This is a genomic window from Sphingomonas sp. Leaf67 (assembly GCF_001421965.1).
Lineage (GTDB): Bacteria > Pseudomonadota > Alphaproteobacteria > Sphingomonadales > Sphingomonadaceae > Sphingomonas.
In genome coordinates this window covers 315,267-331,309 of record NZ_LMLP01000012.1, presented here as the reverse complement: position 1 = coordinate 331,309, position 16,043 = coordinate 315,267, and the positions used below count along the sequence as shown (strand labels likewise).

Below are 16,043 nucleotides of genomic sequence, written 5' to 3'. Positions count from 1 at the left end.
AGCACTTGTCGCGCGCCTGCGCGACGCGGTAGCTTGGCCCCCGATGCTGCTTCCCCTGCTCCTGCTCGCCGCGCAGGCACCTGTGCCGGCCGCCGCCGACATCGCTCGCGCCGAACGCGTGCTGGCGCGCACCCCGATCATCGACGGGCATAACGACCTGCCCTGGGAAATTCGCGACGGGCATCATGCCGCGGTCGAGGCGGTCGACCTGACCGCCGATACCAGCCGCATCGAACCACCGCTCCAGACCGATCTGCCGCGCCTCGCCAGGGGGCATGTCGGCGGACAATTCTGGTCGGTATGGATTCCGGCGACGACGACCGGTCCGCAGGCGGTCGAAACCACGATCGAACAGATCGACATCGTCCGCCGCATGATCGCCGCCAACCCGACACGCATGGCGCTGGCCCGCGACGCCGCCGACATGGCGCGGATTGCGAAGCGCGGCCGCGTCGCCTCGCTGATCGGCGTGGAGGGCGGGCACCAGATCGATGGCCGGCTGTCGGTCCTGCGCCAATATTACAATCTCGGCGTCCGCTACATGACGCTGACCCATGGCAAGAGCGTCGGCTGGGCCGACAGTTCGACCGATGCGCCGCAGGCGAACGGGCTAACCCCGTTCGGACGGCAGGTGGTGGCGGAGATGAACCGCTTGGGCATGCTGGTCGATGTCGCGCACGTCTCCGACGCGACGATGGCGGCGGTGCTGGCGGCGACGAAGGCCCCGGTCATCGCCTCGCATTCCAACGCCCGCGCGATCGCCGACCGGCCGCGCAACATTCCCGATCCGTTGCTGGCGGCGATCGGCCGCAACGGCGGCGTGGTGATGGTCAACGCCTATCCTGCGTTCCTGTCGAGCGCATGGAACGACTGGGACAACCGGCGCAGTGCCTTTGCCAAGGCACAGGGACTGCCGGGTAACCGCTACGGCACGCAGACGCCGCCCGCGATCAAGGCCTGGGAAGCCGCCAACCCCGCCCCCCGCGTCACCGCCGCGACGATGGCCGATCATGTCGAGCATATCGCGAAAATCGCCGGGCGGGCGCATGTCGGCATCGGTGGGGATTATGACGGCATTTCGGGCACCGGACCGGAGGGCATGGGCGGCGTCGACGGCTATCCGCTTTTGTTCGCCGAACTGGCGCGGCGCGGCTGGTCCGACAGCGACCTGAGCGCACTGGCGCAGGGCAATGGCCTGCGCGTGCTGGCGAAGGCAGAGGCCGTGGCGAAGGCGATGGCCGGTCAGAAGCCGGTCGACGCTATCTACCCCTGACCGGTGCGAACCGCAGCAGCGCGGCGCCGAGCAATGCCGACAGCAGCGATCCGGCGAGTACCCCGATCTTGACCTGATCGATCGCCGCCGCATCGCCGGCAAAGGCGAGACCGCCGATGAACAGGCTCATGGTGAAGCCGATCCCGGCCAGCGCCGCGACGCCCCACAGTTGCACCCAATTGGCATCGCCCGGCCGGCACGACAGTCCGCTGCGCACCGCCAGCCAGATCGCGCCGAGCACGCCGACCTGTTTACCGACGAACAGCCCGACCGCGACCGCCAGCGGCAGGGGTACCCACAGGATCGACAGCGGCACGCCTGTCACCGCAACCCCGGCATTGACGAAACCGAACACCGGCACGACCGCGAAGGCGACCCACGGATGAATGGCATGTTCGAGCCGGTGAAGCGGTGAATCGATCGCCTCCGGCGCGCCCGGTGTCGGTTTGACCGGAATGGTCATCGCCGCCAGCACCCCGGCAACGGTCGCATGGATGCCGGACAGGAACACCAGATACCATAAAGGCACGGCCAAGATCAGATACGGCGCCAGTCGCACCACGCCCGCCCGGTTCAGCGCGATGAGCATCGCCAGCACCAGCGCTGCGCCGCCCAGCGCCGTCAGGTCGAGACCGCTGGTATAGCCCAGCGCGATGATCGCGACCGCACCCATATCGTCGACGATCGCCAGCGTCGTCAGAAACAGCTTCAGCGCCGCCGGCACGCGCTTGCCAAGCAGCGCCATCACCCCGACGGCAAAGGCGATATCGGTCGCCGCCGGAATCGCCCAGCCGCGTGCGATGCCCGGCGTCGATCGCGCGACCAGCAGGTACAGGATCGCCGGCGCTGCCATGCCGGCGATCGCCGCGATCACCGGCAGGCGGCGCTGCTCCCATGTCGCCAGTCGCCCGTCGACCAGCTCGCGCTTGATCTCCAGACCGACCAGCAGGAAGAACAGCGCCATCGCCGCGTCATTGACCCACAGATGCACCGTCATCGGTCCATGGCGGTCGCTGAGCACCGGCCCGGTGGTCAGGTGCAGCAGATGGAAATAGGCGTCGGCCGTGCCGGGCAGGTTGGCGAGCAGCAAGGCCGCCGCCGAAGCCAGCATCAGCACGATGCCGCCCGCAGCTTCGCCGTGCAGGAGGGTACGGATCATGGAACGGGGCCGGTTCATGCGCCCGCCCTACCAAATCACCCCCGTCACGGGGAGGGACTTCGGATCAGTCCCGCAGCAACTCGTTGATGCTGGTCTTCGACCGCGTCTGGGCATCGACCCGCTTGACGATCACGGCACAGTATAGCGCCGGCTTGCCCTCGCCGCCACCGATCGATCCCGGGACCACCACCGCATATGGAGGGACTTCACCACGGAAGGTTTCGCCGGTTGTGCGGTCGATGATCTTGGTCGATGCGCCGAGATACACGCCCATCGACAGCACCGCGCCCTCACCGACGCGGACGCCCTCAGCCACTTCGGCCCGCGCGCCGATGAACGCGCCATCGCCGATGATGACCGGATCGGCCTGCAGCGGCTCCAGCACGCCGCCGATCCCGGCCCCGCCCGACAGGTGGACGTTCCTGCCGATCTGCGCACAGCTGCCGACGGTCGCCCAGGTGTCGACCATCGTGCCTTCGCCGACATAGGCACCGATGTTGACGAAGCTCGGCATCAGGATCGCGCCCTTGCCGACGAACGCGCCGCGGCGGACGATGCTGCCCGGCACCGCGCGGAACCCGGCCTCGCGGAACCGGTGTTCGCCCCAGCCGGTGAACTTGCTCGGCACCTTGTCGAACCAGTTGGTGCCGCCGGGGCCGTCCATGATCTGGTTGTCGTTCAGGCGGAACGATAGCAGCACCGCCTTTTTCAGCCACTGATTGACCTGCCAGCCGTCACGTACCGGCTCGGCCACGCGCGCCTCACCCGAATCGAGCAGTGCCAGCGCGGCGTCGACAGCGTCACGAACCTCGCCCTGCGTATGGACGGTCAGCTCGGCACGGTTTTCCCATGCGGCATCGATCTGGGCAGCAAGGTCGGTCATGATTCCTCCACGAAGCGTAGCCACGCGACGATGTCGTGCGTGATGTAATCGATATGGTCGCGGTCCACGGGCAGCCCCTGTTCGGACCCGTTGTCGACCCAGACCGTCGTCATGCCCACTTCCTTCGCGGGGACGAGGTTGCGGGCCATATCCTCGGCGAACAGCGCGGCCTTGGGGTTAATCTCCCACGCTGCGCACAGCCCGTCATACGCGCTGGTGTGCGGTTTCGGGCGATAGGCGGTGGCATGGATGTCATGGATGCCCGCAAAGCTGTCGGACAGGCCGAGCTTGTCGAGCACCCGCTGCGCATATGGCGCATCGCCATTGGTGAAGACCAGCTTGCGCCCCGGCAATCCGGCCAGCAGCCGCGGCAGATCGGGATCGGGGACCAGCGGCGACAGGTCGATGTCGTGGACGAAATCGAGAAAATGGTGCGGATCGACCGCCTGCTCGGCCATCAGCCCCGACAGCGACGTGCCGTGATTGTGGAAATGCATCTTCTGCACCCGGTGCGCTTCCGCCGCATCGCAGCCCAGCAGGTCGCAGATATATTGCCCCATGCGCGCCTCGACCTCGGCGAACAGATTGCTCGACGCCGGATAGAGCGTGTTGTCGAGATCGAAGATCCAGTCACGGACATGGGCGAGCGCGGGTAGCATCGGTCGCGGGCTGTAGGCGGGTGCGAGATATGCTGCAAGCTCCTCCCCGGTACGGGGAAGGGGACCAGCGCAGCCGGTGGAGGGGGCAGGCCGCGCAACGCGGTACCGGGAAGGACTTACGCGGCCTCCGTCGTCTCGATCCAGCCGCCGCCCAGCACTCGTTCCCCGGCATACAACACCGCCGCCTGTCCGGGCGCGACGCCATATTCGGGTGCATCGAACACCAGCCTGTCGCCTTCCAGTCGCGCTGGTACCGGCTTCGCCATCGACCGCACCTTGGCGGTCAACGGACCAGCATGGTCGCCGCCGATCCAGTTGATCTGCGACAGGCGCGCCGCACCGACCGCCAGAGCACTGCGCGGTCCGACGACCAGTCGCTTCGTCTCCGGCTCCAGCCGCACGACATAGAGCGGCTCGGCTAGGCCGCCGATCTCCAGCCCGCGCCGCTGCCCGACGGTATAGCCGACCAGCCCGCCATGCTGCCCGAGCACCTGCCCGCCCAGATCGACGATCTCGCCGCCCTCGTTCGCTTCGGGGCGCAGCTTGCGGACCAGACCGGCATAGTCACCATCGGGCACGAAGCAGATATCCTGACTGTCGGGCTTGCCCGCGACGCCCAGCCCTAGTTCGGCGGCGATCTCGCGCACGCGCGCCTTGGGCATGCCACCCAGCGGAAAACGGAGGAAGTCGAGCTGATCCTGCGTCGTCGCGAACAGGAAATAGCTCTGGTCGCGCGCCGGATCGACCGCGCGGTGCAGTTCCGCGCCGGCCGCGCCCATCGCTCGCCGGATATAATGACCGGTCGCGAGGCAATCCGCGCCCAGATCACGCGCCAGCGCGAACAGGTCGGTGAATTTCGGCCCCATATTGCACTTCACGCACGGGATCGGCGTCCGCCCGGCCAGATAGGCATCGGCGAAATCGTCGATCACCGTCTCGCGGAAACTGGTTTCGTGATCGAACACATAATGGGCGATGCCCAGCCGGTCGCATACCGCGCGCGCGTCGCGAATGTCGCGGCCGGCGCAGCACGACCCCGCCCGACCGACCGCCGCGCCATGGTCGTAGAGTTGCAGCGTGACGCCGATCGTCTCCGCGCCGGTAGCATGGGCAAGCGCGGCAACGACCGAACTGTCGACCCCGCCCGACATGGCGACGACGATCCGTCGTGCGGCAACCGGCGATTCGAGTTGAAAATCAGCAGCATTCATGCGGCCGCCGATAATCCTTTCGCGGCCGGCTTGCAAAAACGGGGCGTCATTTACCGGACCTTCAGGTGTGTCGGGTAGCAACAGGGTTCGAAACCCATGTGGGAAAGATGCATTGGAACTGAGCTTCGCCCGTTTCGACCGTGGTAGCACGGTCACACCGTTACCGACGGAACTGGCCGTGTTGCTGGCCTCGGCGACGGGCCGGCAGGCCGCGACGCCGACGGCCCGGTTGCAGACGCAACTGACGTGGAAGCGCGCGCCGGTATCGCTGCTGACCCCGACCGAGGGCGCGTTCAACTGCTGGACGGCGACGCTGCTCGATCCGCGTATCGTGGCGGAGCAACGGTCCATCGCCAATTCCGCATGGGTGCCGCGCGAATGAAGACCATGTTTACCTAGCCGTTTTAGCTCATGTTCAGCCGTGTTCAGTATGACCGAAAAAGTAGGTTTCAGGGGTCTCCCACCCCGGCTCGAGGTCCAGTATGATTGAGAACCAGAAAATTCGTCCGGCAAAGGTGATCGGTCCGCTCGGCGAACCGCTTACGCTCGATACGCTGCCGCCAGCCGAAACGACCCGGTGGGTCGTCCGGCGCAAGGCGGAAGTGGTCGCGGCGGTCAATGGCGGGCTGATAACCGTCGACGACGTTTGCATGCGGTACAATCTGTCGGCCGAGGAGTTCGCCGGATGGCAGCGCGCGGTCGACCGGTCGGGTATGCCGGGGCTGCGGGTGACCCGGATCCAGCACTACAAAACGCTCTACGAACGCCAGCAGCGAAAATATTAAGGTATTCGTTAAATACGCAGGCGGAACAACCTAGTCCCTTGAGAGTCTTTCCCTCAGTACGCCCGGTACGCACAGCATCGGGTAGCAGGCACCAAATGGAGGGACGTGAAATGGGTATCATTCTCTGGCTGATCGTGGGCGGTGTCGTTGGCTGGCTGGCCAGCATCATCATGCGGACGGACGCGCAGCAGGGCATTTTCCTGAACATCGTCGTCGGCATCGTGGGCGCAGTAATTGCCGGCTTCGTTACCGGTGCCAACATCAACAACGGCATCACGGTTACCAGCTTCCTGTATTCGCTGGTTGGCGCAGTGGTGCTGCTGGCAATCGTGAACCTCGTGCGTCGCGGTACGGTGCGTTAAGCACCTGCTCTCGAACCGAGACGAATGGGCCGCCCCTTACCGGGCGGCCTTTTTGGTTTTCGAAGACCGGGTATCTCTTGTTCGTAGCCGAGGGACTGTTTGCTGCTACGCCAAAAACGCGTTCCGCAGCACCAGCGGCCTTCAGCCCCCGGTCAACTCCGATACCGCAGCGCGCATCGTCACCACGACCCCGTCCGGTTCGAAACACGTCTCGCTGTCGCCGTTGCCGGTCAGCCCCAGCCGCAACAATTTAGACCCGAAACCACGGCGGGTAGGCGTCCGGACCGGAGGGCCACCACGTTCGCGCCAGATAAAGCACAGTACGCCGTCCTCCACGATCCACTCGATCGAGACGCGTCCGGCACCTGCCGACAACGCCCCGTACTTGACCGCATTGGTCCCCAGTTCGTGTAGCATCAGCGCCAGCGACAGCGCGGCCCGTGCGCCGAGCGCGACGTCGGGACCCGACAGGGCGATGCGATCGTCGCAGCCGAAGACGGCAAGCACCTGCCGTACCGTCGCATGCATATCGGCACCGACCCAGTTCCGTTCGACCAGCACGTCATGGGCAACGCCCAATGCCTGCAAGCGCCGCTCGAACGCGTCGAGTGGCTCGCGCGCGATCGTCCCGCGCAACGTCTGCGACGCGATCGCCTGCACCATCGACAGCGTGTTCTTCAACCGATGCGCCAGTTCCTGGATCAACAGGTTCCGCTGCACTTCGGATTCAACCTGCGCCATGCCGACCTCGACACGGTCAGCGACCTTGCGCAGGAACACGATTTCCTCGGCTCGCCAGTGCCGCGGTGCCGGATCATGGACCACGAAGGCCGAAACGATGCGTCCGTCCCGACGCACGGGGACGATCACGAAGGCGGCGACCGACATCGCCAGCAGGCCATCGGCCCGATGGAGCGTGCGCGAATCGGTCTGTACGTCGCGCACGACCACCGCCTCCCCGACCAACGCCGATGCAACCTGCGCCACGGCGGCGGCATCATGGCAGTCGCGCAACACGTCACCGAGTTCGATCAGGACGCTCTGTCGCCCTTCGGCCCCGCGTTCGTTGGTAATATCCTGCAGGATCGCACCGAACCGTTCGCTGTCGATGCGGAAACAATGTCCGCGAAACCAGCGGCGCAGCGTCGGGATATGATGGACGAACCCGACCGGCGTCCCGTCGCGCAGCAATCCGTGCAGATCGTCCGCCCAGCTTCCCGGGGCAGCCGCGTCCAACATACGTCCGGTCCTCGACAACATCGTCGCGCGATCGATCCCCCATAGTGCATACCACGCTGGATTGGCGTCGAAAAACTGCCAGTCGACGACGCGACCATCGTCGTCACGCAACGCCTTGCCCAGCGCAAAACCGTCGCCGAGATTCTGGAACAGGCCCTGCCAGCGTTGCTCGTTACCGCTCAGCGCCGTTTCGGCATCGGCGATCCGCGCCAGGGTAACGTCGCGTTCGGCCAGCAACCGCCGCATTTCCAGCATTGCTACCACCTGTCGCGCCAGGCTGCGCATCATTTCGCGCTGGATGTCGGTCAACCCTTCCGGCCGGGGAACGACATCGAGGACGCACAGCGTCCCCGTCGCCACGCCGTTCAGACGCAACGGCACCCCGGCATAGAAGCGGACTTTGGGGCCGGCCGTAACGATCCCGCTATCGCGCGTCCGCGCATCGATCGACAGGTCGGGAATGACCAGCATGTCGTCGGCATCCAGCGCATGAATACAGATCGCATCGTCGAGCGACGTGCCCGGCGCATCGGTGCCGACCCGTGCCGAAAACCATTGCCAACCAGCATCGATGATCGTGACGAGCGCCACCGGCGCCGCACATATCTGTGCCGCCAGCCGTACGAGATCGTCCTGCGCCGCATCGCCGGTCAACTGTATCAAACGATAGTCGCGTATCGCCGCCAGCCGTTCCGCCGCCGCAGGGTCATCATTCGCCCCCATGTCCTCTGCCCCCCAAGGCCATGTTCTGAATAGCGATTCTCCGTAGACAGCACAAGGGCCGCACCATGGTTGGCACGGCCCTTGCACCTTACAGACCTTCGCCGGTCGACCGAAATCACATCGGTCCCGGTAGTATCTCGTCCCGATCAGGCGGTTTCGGCACTCCGCGTCCGCGCCGCGAAGCTCTTGCGCAGCTTTTGCAGCTTGGGCGGAATGATCGCCAGGCAATAGGGATTACGCTGTCCCTCACCGTCCCAATATTCCTGATGATAGTCCTCGGCCGGATACCAGGTCGACAGCGGTTCGATCGTGGTCACGATCTTGCCGCGTCCTTCGCCCGCCCGTTCGATCCCGGCGCGCGCCGCCGCTTCCTGTTCGGGCGACATCGGGAAGATCGCCGAGCGATACTGGGTGCCGACGTCGTTGCCCTGCCGGTTCAGTTGCGTCGGATCATGCGTCGCAAAGAAGATGTCGAGCATGTCGTCATAGCCGATCACCGCCGGATCATAGGTAACCCGGATCGCCTCGGCATGGCCGGTATTCCCGCCACAGACCTGTTTGTACGTCGGATGTTCGATCGTGCCGCCGATATAGCCGCTTTCGACCTGTTCGACGCCGATCACATCGCGAAACACCGCTTCGGTGCACCAAAAACATCCGCCGGCGAATATCGCCTGTTCGGTAGCCATTGCGTAATCTCCTTCTGTCAGGGAGATAGGCGCGCGCTGCGGCGGTACAATCGGGGACAGACAAGATGAGCGACGGCAAGGTTCTGGTTACGGGCGGGGCGGGATATATCGGCAGCCATGCGGTGCTGGCGCTGCTCGATGCGGGGCATGACGTCGTCGTCGTCGACAATCTGGTCACCGGCTTCGACTGGGCCGTCGATTCGCGTGCCGCGCTGGTCGTCGCCGATATTTCCGACGACAATGCCGTCCGCGCCGCGCTTCGCGAGCACAAGGTCCATGCGATCCTGCACTTCGCCGGATCGGTGGTGGTGCCCGAATCGGTCGAGAACCCGCTTAAATATTATCGCAACAACACCGCCGCCTCGCGCAGCCTGATCGAAAGCGCGGTTGCCGAGGGGGTGAAGCACTTCATCTTCTCCTCGACCGCCGCGACCTACGGCATCCCGGACGTCGTGCCGGTGCGCGAGGACAGCCCGAAACAGCCGATCAATCCGTACGGCATGTCGAAGCTGATGACCGAGATCATGCTGGCCGACGTCGCCGCCGCGCATCCGATCAACTATGCCGCGCTCCGTTATTTCAACGTCGCCGGTGCCGATCCCAAGGGCCGCTCGGGCCAGTCGACGGCCGGCGCCACCCACCTCATCAAGGTCGCGGTCGAGGCGGCGATCGGCAAGCGTAGCCATGTCGGCGTCTATGGCACCGATTTCGCCACGCCCGACGGCACCGGCGTGCGCGACTATATCCATGTCAGCGATCTGGCCGACGCGCATGTTCATGCGCTCGACCTGCTGATGGCCGATCCGACCAGCAACCACACGATGAACGCCGGCTATGGCCGCGGCTATTCGGTGCTCGAAGTGCTCGACGCCGTCGACCGGGTCACCAACCTGACCATCGACCGCCGGCTGGAGGGTCGCCGCGCCGGCGATCCCGACGCGCTGGTCGCCGACAACAGCACGATCCTGTCGACGCTGCCGTGGCGGCCGCAACATGCCGATCTCGACCAGATCGTCCGCGACGCGTTGGGATGGGAACGCGCATTAGCGGAGCGCAACGCGCAGTAATCACCGATCGGGCAACACCTGATCGGCGACACCCCAGCCGGCCAAAAGCCGGCTGTCGGCACGCTTCAGCAATTCCCCGGCGTCGCGGATCGTCCAGCGCGCCGGGCTGTCGATATCGTCGAGCTCCCGCCATGCGACCGGGGCCGCCACCGGCGCACCGGCCCGCGCCCGCGCCGAATAGGGGAGCACGGCGGTGCTGCCGCGCTGGTTGCGCAGCCAGTCGATGAAGATGCGCCCCTTCCGCTTCGCCTTCGCCATCGTCGCCACGAAGCGGTCGGGTTCGGCCTGCGCCAGCGCGCGGGCGAAGCGATCGGCAAAATCCTTGACCGCCGGCCACTGCGCATCGGGGGTCAGCGGCACGACGACATGAACCCCCTTCCCCCCCGACAGCATCGCGAAGCTCGCCAGTCCGAGGTCGGCGAGATGGCGGTGCAGGTCGTGCGCGGCGCGCTTCACATCGCCGAAATCGAGGCTCTCATCGGGATCGAGGTCGAACACCATCCGGTCGGGCCGTTCGACATCCTCGACCCCTGCACCCCAACCGTGAAACTCGATCGTTCCCATCTGGACGCACGCCAGCAGTCCCGCGGCGTCGCGCACGAACAGATAGGGCTCGCGCCCGCCATCCTTCTCCGCGATCTCGACCGACAAGACCGCATCACCGAAGCTGCCGGCATCATGCTTCTGGAAGAAACACGCCTTGGCCCGCCCCTGCGGACAGCGCACCAGACTGATCGGCCGGTTCGCCGCCCATGGCAGCAACAGCGGCGCGACCGCCTCGACATAGTCGGCCAGATCGCCCTTGGTCAGCCGATCGCCGGGAAAGATCACCCGGCCGGCGCTGGTGATGCGCGCCTTCGATGCCCGTTCGACCGGTGCCGGCGTCTCGCGCACGACATCCTTGGCTGCCTTGTCGCCGCGCAGGCCTAGAAAGCTGGCATGACGGACGATGTCGTCGGCGGTGAATTCGGCAAAGGCGACCTCGGCGACCAGCGTCGGCGTCACGAACCGCGCCCCCCGCCGGACGGCGGCGGGCAGATCGAGCGGCGGGGTCTTGCGCTCCAGCGGCGCCAGCGCATCGCGCAGTTGCGCCATCGTCGCGGCATCGAACCCGGTTCCGACCCGGCCGGCATAGCGCAAGCCATCCTCGCCCTGCACCGCCAGCAACAGCGACTTGAACGGCCGGCCGCGTGCCTCGCTCGGCACCCAGCCGACAAGGATGAACTCCTGCCGGTGGGTACATTTGACCTTCACCCACCCCTTGGTCCGGGTGCCGCGATAGGGGGCGTCGGCCTGTTTCGACACGATCCCTTCAAAGCCCTCCCGGCACATCGCCGCGAACAGTTGCTCGCCCGATCCGGTGACATGGTCGGAATAGGCCAGCCGGGGATCGGCATCGGCCAGCACCCCCCGTAACCGTTCCTTGCGCCGGACCAGCGGTTCGTCGCGCCGGTCGCCGCCGGCATCATGCAGCAGGTCGAACAGGAAACAGCGCATGCCGCCGCCGTCTTTGATCGCTGCCTGCAACGTCGAGAAATCGGGTTTGCCGTCGCGAAGCGCCACGACCTCGCCATCGAGCAACAGCCCCGGCGGCAGGCTCCGCGCGGCCTCGGCGACGTCCGGGAACCTGCTCGTCCAGTCCAGCCCGGTCCGCGTATAAAGGCGCGGTCCGTCGCCGCCGGTCGCGATCAGGATGCGATAGCCGTCATATTTGACCTCGTGCAGCCAGTTGCTGCCCGTCGGCACGCTATCGACCAACGTCGCCAGTTGCGGATCGGCGAAGGCGGGCCGCGCAACCTTTCCCTTTCCCCGCCTCGTCGGCTTCACCGACGGCTTGCCGGCGGTGATCTCCTCCATCGTCCGCCCGGTCTTGACGCTGGTCAACAGCGTATCGGTCAGCAGGTCGGTGCCCCCCGCGTGCGGGTCGGCGACCTTGCGCAACAGCCAGTTCTCGCGCTTTTCGTTGCCGCGCGGCTTCAGCCGGACCAGCAACCATTCGCCGCGCATCCGCTTCCCCGCGAGCACGAAGTGGAGATGGCCCTCGTCCAGATCCTTCGCCGATTTGCCGGCGATCGGCGACCAGGTGCCGGTATCCCACAGCATCACCGTGCCACCGCCATATTCGCCCGCCGGGATCACCCCTTCGAAGTCGGCATAGGATAGCGGATGATCCTCGGTCCGGACCGCCAGCCGCTTCTGGTCGGGATCGATGCTGGGGCCGCGCGTCACCGCCCAGCTTTTGAGCACCCCATCGATCTCCAGCCGGAAATCATAATGCAGCCGGGTCGCGTCGTGCTTCTGGACGATGAAGCGATTGCCCTTGCCCGTGGCCAGCGTCCCGGCTGGTTCGGCAGTGCGCGCGAAATCGCGCTTCGCGTTATACCTTGCCAGCGGGTCCGGTTTCGCCGCCATGTCAGGCGCGCTTGGCGGCCGCCGGCTTGCGCGCGGTGGTTTTCGCAGCCGGCTTGGCCTTCGGTGCCGCACGCTTCTTGGGCGCGGGCTTGTCGTCACCCGCCTTCGCCGCGCCTCCCTTTTCGAGCGACTTCTTGAGGGCGGCCATCAGGTCGACGACATTACCGCCGCTCGGCCGCTCCTCCTCGGTGGTGTCGACGATCTTGCGGCCCTTCGCCTTCACCTTGCGTTCGACCAGATCCTTCAGCGCGTCGACATAGCGGTCGTGAAACTCCTGCGGATCGAATTTCGCGGTCTTTTTCGCGATCAGCGTCTCGGCAAGATCGAGCAGGTCGTCGTCGGGCTTGGCATCCGGAATGTCGCGAAAATAGCCCTGCGCGCGGTTGACCTCGTCGGCATAGCGCAACGTTTCCAGCACCATGCCGCGCCCACAGGGTTTCAGGCTGACGACATATTCGCGCCCTCGCAGCGCCAACTGGCCCAGCCCGACCTTCCTCGTGCGCTTCAGCGCCTCGCGCAGCACGATGAACGCCTCTTCGGCCAGATCGTCGGCAGGCACCACGAAATAGGGCTTTTCGTAATAGATCACGTCGATCTCATGCGCGTCGACGAACTGGGTCAGTTCCAGCGTCTTCTTCGACTCCAGCTTGACGGCGTCGATCTCCTCCTGATCGAGCAGGACATATTCGCCCTTTTCAATCTGGTACCCCTTCATGATTTCGTCCGGATCGACCGGGCCGATGCCGGTTACCGATTTCTCGTAATGGATCGGCTTGCCGCTGGGTTCGTGAATCTGGCGAAAGCTGATGCTCGCGCCCGATTTGGTCGCGCTGTAGATTTCGACCGGGATCGATACGAGGGCAAGGCGGATCTGCCCCTGCCAATATGCGCGTGCCGCCATGCCGGAATTCCCGAAATCGTTGCTCAACCGATTCAATCCGCAGGGGAAAGACTCGTTCCGCATGTGCGGAATGCGCCGGGGTGAAATTGCTGACGAAAATGCGTATGTGCCGGGATATGACCGATCCCTTTGCCCTGTTCGATCAGTGGTTCGCTGAAGCCAAGGCCAGCGAGCCCAACGATCCCAATGCGATGGCACTCGCCACCGCCGATGCCGCCGGACGCCCGTCGGTACGGATGGTGCTGTTGAAGGGCCATGGCCCCGACGGCTTCGTGTTCTACACCAATCGCGAGGGGCGCAAGGCCGCCGACCTGACCGCCAATCCCAACGCCGCCCTGCTGTTCCACTGGAAATCCCTGCGGCGGCAGATCCGGATCGAGGGGCCGGTGACGCTGGCAACCGACGCTGAATCGGATGCCTATTTCGCATCGCGCGGTCGCGATTCGCAGTTGGGGGCATGGGCATCGGACCAGTCGCGTCCGCTCGCCGACCGGGAAACGTTCGAAGCGCGCTTTGCCGAAATGTCGGATCGGTTCGAGGGACAGGACGTGCCCCGCCCGCCCTTCTGGGGCGGCTACCGCGTGACGCCGGTATCGATCGAGTTCTGGCAGGACCGCGCCCACCGGCTGCACGAACGCCGCGTCTTCACCGCAGTCGAAGGCGGCTGGAGCGAAGGATTGCTGTTCCCGTGACCGAGACCGAACGCAAGCGGGTGATCCCGCTCGCCACCCGCGCCGCCATTGCGTCGGTGACGATGGCGATGTTCCTGCTGGGTCTGAAGGGCTTTGCGGCGTGGCATACCGGATCGGTGGCGATGCTCGGCAGCCTTGCCGACACCGCGCTCGACCTGCTGGCGTCGCTGGTGACGCTGTACGGCGTGCGCCTTGCCGCAACGCCTGCCGATCACGACCACCGCTTCGGCCATGGCAAGGCGGAGGCGCTGGCGGCGTTGTTTCAGGTCATGCTCATCACCGCCTCGGCTGCGGGAATCGCGTGGCGCGCCATCGCCGCGTTCGGTGCGCCCGGCGAAACGCAGGACGTCGAATTCGGTATCGGCGTGTCGGTGATCGCGATGGTCGCGACCTTCGCGTTGCTTGCCTATCAGAAGTCGATCATCGACCGTACCGGTTCGGTCGCGATCCGTGCCGATAACGTCCATTATCAAAGCGACCTGTTGCTCAACCTCGCCGTCATTGTCGCAATGGTTCTCGACCAGATCTTCGCAGTGCGTGGTGCCGACCCGGTAATGGGTATCCTGATCGCGCTCTGGCTCGGCTGGGGTGCGTTTCAGGCGTCGAGTCAGGCAATCGACCAGTTGATGGACAAGGAGTGGCCGGAGGACGAACGCCGCGCGTTCCTCGACGTTGCCGCCCGGCAGGAAGGGCTGCGCGGCATCCACGATTTCCGCACGCGCCGCTCTGGCAGCCATGATTTCGCGCAATTCCATATGGAGGTCGCGCGCGACATGACCGTCGCCGACGCGCACGACGTGGTAGAGGGCGTCGAGCGCGCGCTGCGCAGCGCCTTCCCCAAGGTGGAAGTGCTGATCCATCTCGATCCCGAAGGCCATGTCGATACCGACAACCCGCTGGTCGAGGCCGATGTGACCCCGCACTGGTTCGGCAAGCGCGTGGGAAGTTACTGATGGCGATGCCGTTCACCGTCGTCGACGCCTTCACCGATCGGCCGTTCTCGGGCAATCCGGCGGCGGTGATGCTGCTCGACGCATGGCCCGACGATGTGCTGCTTCAGTCGATCGCGCTGGAGCATAATCTGTCGGAAACGGCGTTCGTCGTGCCCTCGGACGGCGACGCCGATTACGAGCTTCGCTGGTTCACCCCGACCGTCGAGATCGCGATGTGCGGCCATGCGACGCTGGCGAGCGGCCATGTCGTGCTGGGCGACCGCGACGCCGTCCGCTTCGCCACGCGCAAGGCCGGGGTGCTGACCGTCGGGCGCGATGGCGATGGCTATATGCTCGACCTGCCGGTGACGCGCGTCGCGTCGGCGCCCGATGTGGCGTTGCTGGCGGCGCTGCGGTGCGAGGGGGAGGTGTTCGCCAGCGTTTCCGGCGCGCAGCAGACCAGCATCATCCTGCTGCCCGATGCCGCCGCCGTTCGGGCCTGTGCGCCCGATATGGCCGCGCTGGCGACATGCGAAGTGATGGCGATCGTCACCGCGCCGGGCGACGTCGCCGATATCGTCAGCCGGGTGTTCGTGCCCGCCTGGGGCGTGGACGAAGACCCGGTGACCGGATCGGCCCATGCCGCGCTCGCGCCCTTCTGGGCCGAACGGTTGGGGCGCGATCGTTTCACGGCGTATCAGGCGAGCGCCCGCGGCGGGCATCTGACCTGTACGCTCAGCGGCGAACGCGCGGTGCTGGGCGGGCAGTGCGTTACGGTGATGCAGGGCGAACTGTTGCTCTGATTGATTGTTCACGCGAAGGCGCGGAGGCGCAAAGGGCGCAGAGGGGTTGCGCGCGGCACGACCATTCCCGCGCCAGCGGCCTCATTTCATGGATGCCAGGGACAAAACGTCTCCCGACCGCGAGCGGCCCGCAAAGAGCGCAACCCCTTCGCGTACTTCGCGCCTTCGCGCCTTCGCGCGAACCAACTTCTTCTTCCTCCGCGTCCCCGCGCAAACCAACTTCTTCCCTACACCGCACAAGCAACGCTTCGGT

16 protein-coding genes are annotated in these 16,043 nt (G+C 65.8%); 8 read left to right on the top strand and 8 right to left on the bottom strand.

Translation table 11 applies throughout. The annotated features are described in order from the left end of the window. Positions 1-43: 43 nt before the first annotated feature. Positions 44-1,273, top strand: coding sequence for a dipeptidase (locus ASE90_RS09235; protein WP_055999123.1), 1,230 nt, complete (start codon positions 44-46; stop codon positions 1,271-1,273). Here ASE90_RS09235 and nhaA read toward each other — a convergent pair. From nhaA to mnmA, 4 genes are all read right to left on the bottom strand, one after another. Further along, positions 1,260-2,450 carry a Na+/H+ antiporter NhaA gene (gene nhaA, locus ASE90_RS09230; protein WP_055999120.1) on the bottom strand — a complete coding sequence of 397 codons (1,191 nt, stop codon included), beginning with the start codon at positions 2,448-2,450 and terminating at the stop codon, positions 1,260-1,262. The genes ASE90_RS09235 and nhaA overlap by 14 nt on opposite strands. 46 nt (positions 2,451-2,496) lie before the next feature. Then, complete coding sequence (gene dapD / locus ASE90_RS09225) at positions 2,497-3,315, bottom strand: 2,3,4,5-tetrahydropyridine-2,6-dicarboxylate N-succinyltransferase (RefSeq protein WP_055999117.1); 819 nt, start codon at positions 3,313-3,315, stop codon at positions 2,497-2,499. Then, positions 3,312-3,974 carry a pyrimidine 5'-nucleotidase gene (locus tag ASE90_RS09220; protein WP_055999114.1) on the bottom strand — a complete coding sequence of 221 codons (663 nt, stop codon included), beginning with the start codon at positions 3,972-3,974 and terminating at the stop codon, positions 3,312-3,314. The genes dapD and ASE90_RS09220 overlap by 4 nt, the downstream gene beginning before the upstream one ends. A gap of 116 nt (positions 3,975-4,090) precedes the next feature. Then, on the bottom strand, positions 4,091-5,185 hold the full coding sequence (gene mnmA / locus ASE90_RS09215; protein WP_055999111.1) for a tRNA 2-thiouridine(34) synthase MnmA: 1,095 nt from the start codon (positions 5,183-5,185) through the stop codon (positions 4,091-4,093). A gap of 178 nt (positions 5,186-5,363) precedes the next feature. Between mnmA and ASE90_RS20285 the strand changes: the two genes are divergently transcribed. From ASE90_RS20285 to ASE90_RS09200, 3 genes are all read left to right on the top strand, one after another. Continuing rightward, the gene (locus tag ASE90_RS20285) at positions 5,364-5,567 is read left to right on the top strand and encodes a hypothetical protein (RefSeq protein ID WP_200910846.1); all 204 of its coding nucleotides are present in this window, start codon (positions 5,364-5,366) and stop codon (positions 5,565-5,567) included. A gap of 100 nt (positions 5,568-5,667) precedes the next feature. After that, positions 5,668-5,970, top strand: a complete 303-nt coding sequence (locus tag ASE90_RS09205; RefSeq protein WP_055999108.1) for a DUF1153 domain-containing protein — start codon at positions 5,668-5,670, stop codon at positions 5,968-5,970. Between the two features lie 110 nt (positions 5,971-6,080). Beyond that, the gene (locus ASE90_RS09200; RefSeq protein WP_055999105.1) at positions 6,081-6,332 is read left to right on the top strand and encodes a GlsB/YeaQ/YmgE family stress response membrane protein; all 252 of its coding nucleotides are present in this window, start codon (positions 6,081-6,083) and stop codon (positions 6,330-6,332) included. Positions 6,333-6,473: 141 nt separating this feature from the next. Here the strand turns inward: ASE90_RS09200 and ASE90_RS09195 are convergent, their stop codons facing one another. Beyond that, positions 6,474-8,294 carry a GAF domain-containing protein gene (locus ASE90_RS09195; protein ID WP_055999102.1) on the bottom strand — a complete coding sequence of 607 codons (1,821 nt, stop codon included), beginning with the start codon at positions 8,292-8,294 and terminating at the stop codon, positions 6,474-6,476. 146 nt (positions 8,295-8,440) lie between these two features. Then, the gene (msrA, locus tag ASE90_RS09190; protein WP_055999099.1) at positions 8,441-8,983 is read right to left on the bottom strand and encodes a peptide-methionine (S)-S-oxide reductase MsrA; all 543 of its coding nucleotides are present in this window, start codon (positions 8,981-8,983) and stop codon (positions 8,441-8,443) included. A gap of 65 nt (positions 8,984-9,048) precedes the next feature. Here msrA and galE point away from each other — a divergent pair, with 65 nt between their 5' ends. Next, entirely contained in the window at positions 9,049-10,050 is a 1,002-nt protein-coding gene (gene galE / locus ASE90_RS09185; RefSeq protein ID WP_055999096.1) for a UDP-glucose 4-epimerase GalE, read from the top strand. On the opposite strand, the gene ligD is transcribed toward galE, so the two are convergent. Beyond that, on the bottom strand, positions 10,051-12,462 hold the full coding sequence (gene ligD, locus ASE90_RS09180; RefSeq protein WP_055999093.1) for a DNA ligase D: 2,412 nt from the start codon (positions 12,460-12,462) through the stop codon (positions 10,051-10,053). It abuts the gene before it with no gap. A 1-nt stretch (position 12,463) separates the two neighbouring features. After that, positions 12,464-13,363 (bottom strand): Ku protein, encoded by a 900-nt coding sequence (locus tag ASE90_RS09175; RefSeq protein WP_055999280.1) that lies wholly within the window; start codon positions 13,361-13,363, stop codon positions 12,464-12,466. A gap of 116 nt (positions 13,364-13,479) precedes the next feature. On the opposite strand from ASE90_RS09175, the gene pdxH reads away from it, so the two are divergent. From pdxH to ASE90_RS09160, 3 genes are read left to right on the top strand one after another with little or no spacing between them, the layout of a single operon-like run. Then, the gene (pdxH, locus tag ASE90_RS09170; protein ID WP_055999090.1) at positions 13,480-14,055 is read left to right on the top strand and encodes a pyridoxamine 5'-phosphate oxidase; all 576 of its coding nucleotides are present in this window, start codon (positions 13,480-13,482) and stop codon (positions 14,053-14,055) included. After that, a complete protein-coding gene (locus ASE90_RS09165) occupies positions 14,052-15,008 on the top strand; it encodes a cation diffusion facilitator family transporter (protein ID WP_055999087.1) in 957 nt (318 codons plus the stop codon). Before pdxH ends, ASE90_RS09165 begins: the two co-directional genes overlap by 4 nt. After that, positions 15,008-15,790 (top strand): PhzF family phenazine biosynthesis protein, encoded by a 783-nt coding sequence (locus tag ASE90_RS09160; RefSeq protein ID WP_055999084.1) that lies wholly within the window; start codon positions 15,008-15,010, stop codon positions 15,788-15,790. Before ASE90_RS09165 ends, ASE90_RS09160 begins: the two co-directional genes overlap by 1 nt. The last annotated feature ends 253 nt before the right edge of the window (positions 15,791-16,043 follow it).